Raw genomic sequence first — 7,568 nt, 5'->3', positions numbered from 1 at the left:
TCCGCAGACACGACGCGCCGCCGCTACGCGGCGGGCCAACTGCCTTGCTCCGCAAGGCAGTTGATGGATCGTCACTCCGTGACGATAGCCGGATTGCTCCGCAATCCGGCCCAGGAATTCGCTCCGCGAATTCCTGAAAAGCGCACCTAGGTGACGGGGGTGCCTGTCCTGAGTTCCGGTCAATTCCCTTGGTTAGCTCGCCATTTCAGAATTCCCCAACTTGAGATCACGTAATCTCAACTCCCCTCCAGAATGCAGAAACTGATTCCCTCTCAATCCTCCCTGTTTCCCATTGAATTACGTGTGCCTGAGAATATACCTGGGTTGCTCCCCCGACAGCCGTTGGCCAGAGGCCGCGCCGAGCGCGGACCACCCACCGCTTCAGAGCACCAGTCCGCGCCAGCACGCGGCCCAGCGCGGAGGCCCTGCCGACGCGCAACACAGGAGACTCCGCCCCGATCCCCGATGCCGCCGCGCCGACCACACCCACCCGCCCCCCATCCTTCTTCTTCACTTGGGCAGGGAGCAGCGGCAGTAGAGGGGATGTCAGACCCCCGACCAAGCGCGGGAACCTGGGTTGACCTGTGGATACGTCAGTTCTGTCTGCGAGGGTCGCGCAAGAGATGTTGCAAGAGAAGGCGCAGGAGTAGTCGCAGGAGAAGGCGCAAGAGTTGTTGCGGGGTTCGGTGTTTCGGTCTCCTCCTCGCGCACGTGAGTGTATTATTGATTTCGATGTCAGGCGGCAACCTGACTCGGGCTCAATCACCAACACGAGGAGTTCCCTTGGACACGGAAACCGTTGACGCGGTAAGCCGACTCACGATCCATCTTGCTGGAGAGCACGAGACCGATGCCCATATCGGTCTGACGCTCATTCCCCTTCTCAAGATCCCGACCGCCATCATTGAATTCCGGCACCCTATCGGTGCGCGCGTGTGGTGGGAAGGCTGGTGCGAAGCGGCCGCAATGCTCGACCGGATTTTCCCTGAGCAAGTGGCCGCAGGTGAATTGCGTGAACCCGAACTCACGATCAATTCGTTTGTGATCCTGGACGACGCACCCCGCCGCGCCAAGATCCGGGCGCGCAGCGCGACGGTGAGCCCGGACGGGATCGGCGCACTGTCTGTGACCGTCGGAGGTCTGACGATCGCGTGCGCGTCCCGCGCCGCCGTCGAGTGCCAGGTGCGCGGGTGGCGCGAGGCGTACGAAGTGCTGGCCCTTGATGGAGGGTTCGGGCTGCCGTCCGCCGACGAGGTGGCCGAGCGTGTACGGGCCGACCACGCTCGCCATGGAGCCGCCGAACTGTTGGCCGCCGCCGAGGAGCAGCAGGCGTGCCGGACGCGGTAGTGCGCCCCAGGGGGCGGCTTACGGCCGCCCCCTGGTCCGGAGTCCAGCTATCGCAGAGGGGGCAGCATGACCGCCGCAGGACCGATCGGCCGGGGGCAGCGGGTTCGGGTTGAGCGCCGACCGAGCCGGAGTTTGGCCGCCATTTCACGGCCGAGGACGGCAACCCGGCTCGCACCGTGGCCGGAGGTGTGGGAAGGCACCGTGTTGGAGGCCGCCTACGAGGGCGATGAGTTGACCGCCGTCGAGATCTACGGCAGGCGCGAGAGCACCGGCGAAGTCAGGCGCGTCGCGTTCAGCCTCGCCCGGAACATGTTCTTCCGTACCAAGGTGACGCCGGTCAGGTCGTCGTAACTCGCCACGTTCGGGGGGTGGTTGAGGGTTGAGCTCACTCCCCACAATAGCGTATTATTGATTCTGCGGATGAGCGGCAACTCTTCCGCCGCCAACTCACCAACCCAAGGCAGGGGAACGATGAGCGAGTACCAAGACCACGTACGACGGAGCCTCGAAGGTCAGAACCTTGACCCGGGCGAGGAGCTCAGCATTGACGCGATGCGGTGGACGCCCGCATCCGACCTCGACCACGTGACGGATGCCGCGATGAGCGCAGCCGCCGACCACGCGCACGAGTTGCTCGACCGCGCGGTCGAGGCGTACTCGGCCCTGGTGTTCGATGTTCTCGGCGAAGGGACGCACCACTTGGTGGTGAGCGTCATCGGTCCCGGTCACGAGTTCCTCGAAGGCCAGCACCTCACCGCCATGGGTGGCGCGATCGTCATGGACGAGACCGAAGCCCTGCGCGTCTGCGCGGCTATCGGTGCGGCCATGGTCGAGTGCGCCCGGGGAGGACTGGTCGTGCGCAGCTTCGGCTCGGACGGGTCGGAATGGGTCCGGGCGTGGGCCGTCCGGAACGGGTGGCTGCGGCCGCTCACCGAGGACGAGGTCCGCGAGGCGTACAGCACTGACGACACCGGCGCGCCGTTGGCCCCGGAGCCGGGTGTCGAGTACCGGCAGGCCGAACGGGTGCCCCGCCCTGACCAGGCCCCCGCCCGTGAGGGCGCCAGCCGCACCACTCCCCCGGACAACCGGCCCCCGAACCGCCGCAACTGAGCACCCTTCCCTTCCGGGCCGGTCGGCTGACCGGCCCGGAAGGGAGGCCCCTGCCTCCCCCTGCCCCGCCTCCCGGTGTGAGCGGCAACTCACCCGGCACCAACTCACAGTGGAGTGATCCGACATGACCGAGTCCACGCAATCCGAGCGCACCCCTGCCCAGGAGCCGGCCCGGCCCCGTAGCGAGGTGCCGGCCCGCACCGCCCCCACCGCCGAGCAGCTCCGCGCGGCGGACCTGCCCCGCAACCTGGTCCGCCTCACCGCCCAGGCCGAGGGGGCGGGATGGACCGCCAGCGTCCAGACGCAGCCCGGCCACTGCGCGCTGCTGCTCACCGCCCCCCAGGACAGCGGGGTGATCGTCCTGCGGTGCGTGTGGCAGCTCACCGCCCGGGGGTACCGCTGGGACGGTGCCACGCTCACCCGCTACGGCCAGACGGCCGCCGAGGGCATCGCATGGCGCGACGTCCGGGATGCGGTGACGGCCGAAGCTCCCGCCGCCTGCACCGTGGTGAGCGCGCCGGATCTGTCGATGTCCGTTTACGGCAAGCGGGGCGCGCCGCCGGTGACGGCGGAGGTTGTCTCGGCCGACATCGCGGCCACCCCGGCGGGTGAGGTTCCCGTCATGCTGCGTCCGTGGACCGAGGCCGCCGTCCCGTTGACGCTGTACCCGTCGCGGTTCGTCGGACGTGACTACGTCGGCGCTGACTGCCTGTTGTCCCCCGGGGGCGACGATGCCGCCCCTGGTACGGAACCGGTGCTGTCGGTGCTCCCTGCGGGGTATCTCGCGTCGAACGCCGCCTATCTCGAAGATCTCGCCGCGTACGCCGTCGAGGAGGGCCGCACACAGGCGGAGGGGGCCGAGTTCGCCCGCTGGGTGGTCTCGTCCGGCCATCTGACGCTGGGTGTGTACGACGGGGTGTACGAGCTGTGGGTGCGGTCGCTCACCTGCACCATGACCGCCGCCTACGCGGTGCTCTCGTACACGCCGATGAACGGCGCTGCACTGGGTCTCACGTGCGGTTGCGGGCAGCGGCACCCCGGGGTTCCGTGGGAACGCGCCACGGTATGGAACGAGGAGGGGTGCCACTACCCCAGCTTCGGCGCCGTCGATCTGGACCGGGTCGCCGACCTGATCACCGCGCGCTGCTACCGGGTCGCGGGTGCGTGGTCGGCGGGGGACGTGATCCGGCGGGTGGCCGTCGAGCCGACCGCCCCCACCGGAGCGGAGACAGCATCGGTCACGGCCGCAGCGGCGGACGCCGGGCCGTGCGATCCCGGATCGGTCGAAGCATGGGAGTCCGACGGCGGGGCCTGCCCCGGGACCGGGCCGTCCCGCGGCCCGCAGCCCGGCCCGGCCGCTACGCCCAGCCCGCAGGAGCCCGAGCCGACCGGCGATGCCCCCGCGGCCCCGCCCCTGGCGCCATCGGCGGACGAGGTGGCCCAGCTGCCCAAGAACGCGCGGACGCTGGTCGAGACAGCCACGGCCAACGGGTGGGACGTGAGCGTCGCTTCCTTGCCTTCGCAGGGCCCTGACGTGCGGGCAGTCACGCTGTCCGGTCAGTTCCCGGTGTCCACCGGTACTCAGGCATTCTCCGCCCAGTGTGTGTGGGACGGCGCCCGCTACTGGGGGTCGGTCTCGCAGCACAACGGCCGCACCGGCGCCGCGTTTCGCGACGTACTCGCGTGGGTGCGTGACGTGCGTGCCATCAGCCGCGTAGACGAGGCGAGCGGCCGGACCGTGTGGGGGCGGGACGCGGCCGAGTGGCTCCGCCAGCTCGGCAACGTCATCACCAAGATTGGTGAGATGGCGGTAGAAGCGCAGTTCGTGCACGGCAAGTTGACCGGCGCGGCCGCCGACCGCGCCAGGGCGGCTTTAGCCGTCGCCGAGCAGGCGCACCGGGATGCTGTCGGCGCCCTCACCCGGGCCCAGCGCGGCTACCGGGCGTACATGGGCGAGAATGCGCGGCCTCTGGCAACGGAGCGGGATGCGATGGTGGACGCGGTCAGGCGGGTGCGCGCCGCCCTGGAGCAGATCAAGGACGCACCGCGCGCCGTCGAGGCCGAGACGCTCGCCGTGGAGGCTATCGCCGAGGCCGAGCGTCAGTTGACTGCTGAGGAAGAGGACTGGCGGTCACGGCTGGCGGCCGAGGGCCGGGAGCCCACGGCCTCCGGGTACGGGGCACTGGTTCAGATGCTGGAGGCTCCCGGGCGCGCGTGGGTGATCTGGTACGCCGAGCATGGGCGGGCCGGCGAAGCCTTCCACGAGGCCTACGACCGGTGGGTCGAGGAACGGCACGGCAAGGGGCACCGGCACGCGTACACCCGCGCGTACCTCAACGCCCACCGCGCCCAGGACGCCGCGCGTTCAGCACTCGCCGCAGCCGTTGGCACCGCTGTGGGTGGCGAGGAGGGCCGCGCCCTGGTCGAGCACGCCAGGGACCGCCGTTCGTCATCGCGGCGCTGGGTGTACGAGTGGCTGTTCCGCGCCCGGCAGGTACGCGGCCGATTCGAGGAGTTCGCCGCCCAGCATCCGGCCGAGGTGGAAGCCCTCCGGGTCGCAGAGCTGACCGTCGCCGGTGTCGAAGCCTACGTGCGCGCCGAGCGCGAAGCCTGGGAGGCGCAGCGTGCGAAGGCGGCCGCTGACCCCCCGTCCTGACACATCCCCGCCCGCCGGTCCGGGCCCGCACGCCAGGACCGGCCCCCTGGAGGAAGCACAGTTATGCGGATGAGCCAGCGCCGCGCGGACACGCTGAACCGACGCGCACGGTTTCTTCACCAGCGCCGCAAGGACCGATCAACGTTGCCGTGCATGGAGACCGGCGGGACCCAGGTCTACGCCTACTGGCAGCGCGGGGACGGCTTGGTCGTCTCCGTCCACCTGGACACCGGCGAGGTACCCGGCGACCTGATCAGCCCCGCCGGAACGATCACGCTCCGGATCACCGTCAACGGTGAGGAGGTTTTCCGTGCTGATTGACTGTCACACCCCACACGATAGCGTATTATTGATTCTACGGTTTGGGCGGCAACCCGACCCGCACCAGAAGGACATCATGCGCACCCACGCTGCATACCAGCTCATCGGCGCCCGCTCCCACCAGTGCGACGCCACCGCCACCTACACCCACAACGGCGCCCGCGCCTACGTCCTGTGCGACGGCATCGGCTCCAGCGATGCGGTGCGCGACTGGACCTGCACCGCCGCCCGCCGGCTCGCCCGGGCCGCCGCCGTGCGCGCGGACGCCGAAGCCGGTCTTCGGGCTGTCTATGAGATCTACGCCGCCGAGCCGGACCGGCGGGACGAGTACATCCGCTACGACCTGCCCACCGCGTGCGCCGTTATCGGCGTTGCCGTTCCCGGCAAACCGCTCACGGTCGCCTGGTGCGGGGACGCCCGCGCCTACGTCCTCACCCCGCGCGGCACCGTCCAGTGCCTCACCGCCGACCACAACCTTCGACGGATCAACGGGGGCAACCGCAACGTCGTCACGTCGTACCTCGGCGCGGCGGAGACCGACCAGGAACAGAGGGACCGGCACGGGCATCCCGCGATCGAGTCCGTCACCCGCGAGGCGGAGAACTGCCGTCTCTTGCTGGCCAGCGACGGCGCGTACGAGCCGATGGAGGACTCGGCCCTGAACCTCGCCGACTACCTGACCGGCTCCCCCCAGCAGGCCGCGCGCTCCGTCGCCGCCTTCGCAGTCGCCCACGCAGGTCCCCGCCCCGACAACTCCACCGCCCTGGTGGCCGATCTCCCCGCCAGGTAGGCCCGCCCCCTGCACCCCTGCCCCGCGCGCCGGTCCGGGCCCACACGCCCGGACCGGCAGCCCCCTACCGGATGAGCGGCAACTCACCCGGCACCACTCGAAACAGGAGGACTCACAATGACCACGATCCGCCGGAACTGGACCAAGCGCGTTGCGGAGATCCGCACGGCCGCCCGCACCTGCCGCGCCTACGACTCCGACAGCGGCAACATGCTGCCGGTCGACCCGGCCCGCGCGTTCGCGGCCTGGGAGCGCACACCGCGCGCCCGGCTCACCGAGGACACCCCCGGGCAGAAATGGACCGTCCACGTTCACTCAGGCGAGTTCTACGTCCTGACCGCCGAGGAGACCCCCGCCCCCGCGGACGACACGCCGGACGCCGAGGCCCCCGCGGCGCCCCCCACCGCCCCTCCCGCACCCCGGCACATGCGCCAGGCCGCCGGACCGGCCACGGCGCAGGACCACGGCGCGGCTCGCACCCTGGCGCGCCACAGGGTCGCAACCCGCACACCGGGCCGTGACCGCCTGCCCGCCCATGTGCCCGCCATGGCAGCCGATCTCGTGGGCAAGACCGTCCGCGTGAGACTCGCCCAGGGCTCCAGCCACGAGCACATCGGAGAGGAGTTCGAGCACGCGCGCGCCGAGGCCGAGAGGGCCGGGGACGCCGGGAGGGCACTAGGCCTGGCAACGATGCTCACGGTGCACGCCGCCATGGCGGCCGAGGAGAGGGCCGCCGAACCGCCCACCGTCTCCTCCCCCGCCGCCACCGGCGGCAGCTCCCCGGATGAGTCAGCGGAACAGCGCCCCGGCTCCCCTCGAACCGGCCGCGCGCACGGTGACAGCGTGCTGTCCCGTATCGACGCCGTCCTGCACGTCGGGGCCGTCACCGACGACCCCGACGTCAGCGGCGACGCCATGCGGTCGGCGCCCCTGGCCGACCCGGACGACATCATCCACGCCTACACCCGCGCCCAGGCTCTGGCAGACGGCACCCTGGTCGCCGCCCACGCCGACTTGGCCCGTGAGGCCGGCTTCCGGGTGCCGGTCGCCCTGACCAGCGCCGTATGGGAAGGCTGCGTGGCCTGGAACGAGGGCGACAGCGAGCGGCAGGTGCCGCAGGACGAGCGGGGCCGTCTGTGGGACGTCCTGTTCATGTCCCGCGCGGCGATCCGGGCCAGCAGCGGGAGCGGCGATCGCGTCATCGTGAACCTGCGGCGGGTACCGCGCGACGGCCGCACGCAGCACGCCCGACCGGTCCGGCTCGTCTGCGCGATCGGGCCCGGTGACCAGGGCGAGCCCGTGATCACCGTCATGGAACCCCACGAGGACTGAACGCCCGACCGG

General features: G+C 70.7%; 7 protein-coding genes. All 7 read left to right on the top strand.

What is annotated here, in order from left to right:
* The first annotated feature begins 783 nt into the window (after positions 1–783).
* The 7 genes from OHU89_RS52700 (at position 784) to OHU89_RS52670 (ending at position 7,556) form a co-directional block, all read left to right on the top strand.
* Complete coding sequence (locus OHU89_RS52700) at positions 784–1,347, top strand: hypothetical protein (RefSeq protein ID WP_405654209.1); 564 nt, start codon at positions 784–786, stop codon at positions 1,345–1,347.
* A gap of 186 nt (positions 1,348–1,533) precedes the next feature.
* Entirely contained in the window at positions 1,534–1,698 is a 165-nt protein-coding gene (locus OHU89_RS52695; RefSeq protein WP_405654207.1) for a hypothetical protein, read from the top strand.
* A 120-nt stretch (positions 1,699–1,818) separates the two neighbouring features.
* Positions 1,819–2,457: a hypothetical protein gene (locus tag OHU89_RS52690; protein WP_405654204.1), complete on the top strand. Its 639-nt coding sequence runs from the start codon at positions 1,819–1,821 to the stop codon at positions 2,455–2,457.
* Positions 2,458–2,581: 124 nt separating this feature from the next.
* A complete protein-coding gene (locus tag OHU89_RS52685; RefSeq protein ID WP_405654201.1) occupies positions 2,582–5,113 on the top strand; it encodes a hypothetical protein in 2,532 nt (843 codons plus the stop codon).
* 153 nt (positions 5,114–5,266) lie between these two features.
* Positions 5,267–5,434, top strand: coding sequence for a hypothetical protein (locus OHU89_RS52680; protein ID WP_405654198.1), 168 nt, complete (start codon positions 5,267–5,269; stop codon positions 5,432–5,434).
* Positions 5,435–5,510: 76 nt separating this feature from the next.
* Positions 5,511–6,224, top strand: coding sequence for a PP2C family protein-serine/threonine phosphatase (locus OHU89_RS52675; protein WP_405654197.1), 714 nt, complete (start codon positions 5,511–5,513; stop codon positions 6,222–6,224).
* A 117-nt stretch (positions 6,225–6,341) separates the two neighbouring features.
* Positions 6,342–7,556, top strand: a complete 1,215-nt coding sequence (locus OHU89_RS52670) for a DUF6573 family protein (RefSeq protein ID WP_405654195.1) — start codon at positions 6,342–6,344, stop codon at positions 7,554–7,556.
* Positions 7,557–7,568 lie beyond the last annotated feature (12 nt).

It is taken from the genome of Streptomyces sp. NBC_00019 (assembly GCF_045041015.1).
Classification (GTDB): Bacteria; Actinomycetota; Actinomycetes; order Streptomycetales; family Streptomycetaceae; genus Streptomyces.
The sequence above is the reverse complement of the archived record's forward strand: the minus strand, read 5'-3'. Positions and strand labels throughout refer to the sequence as shown.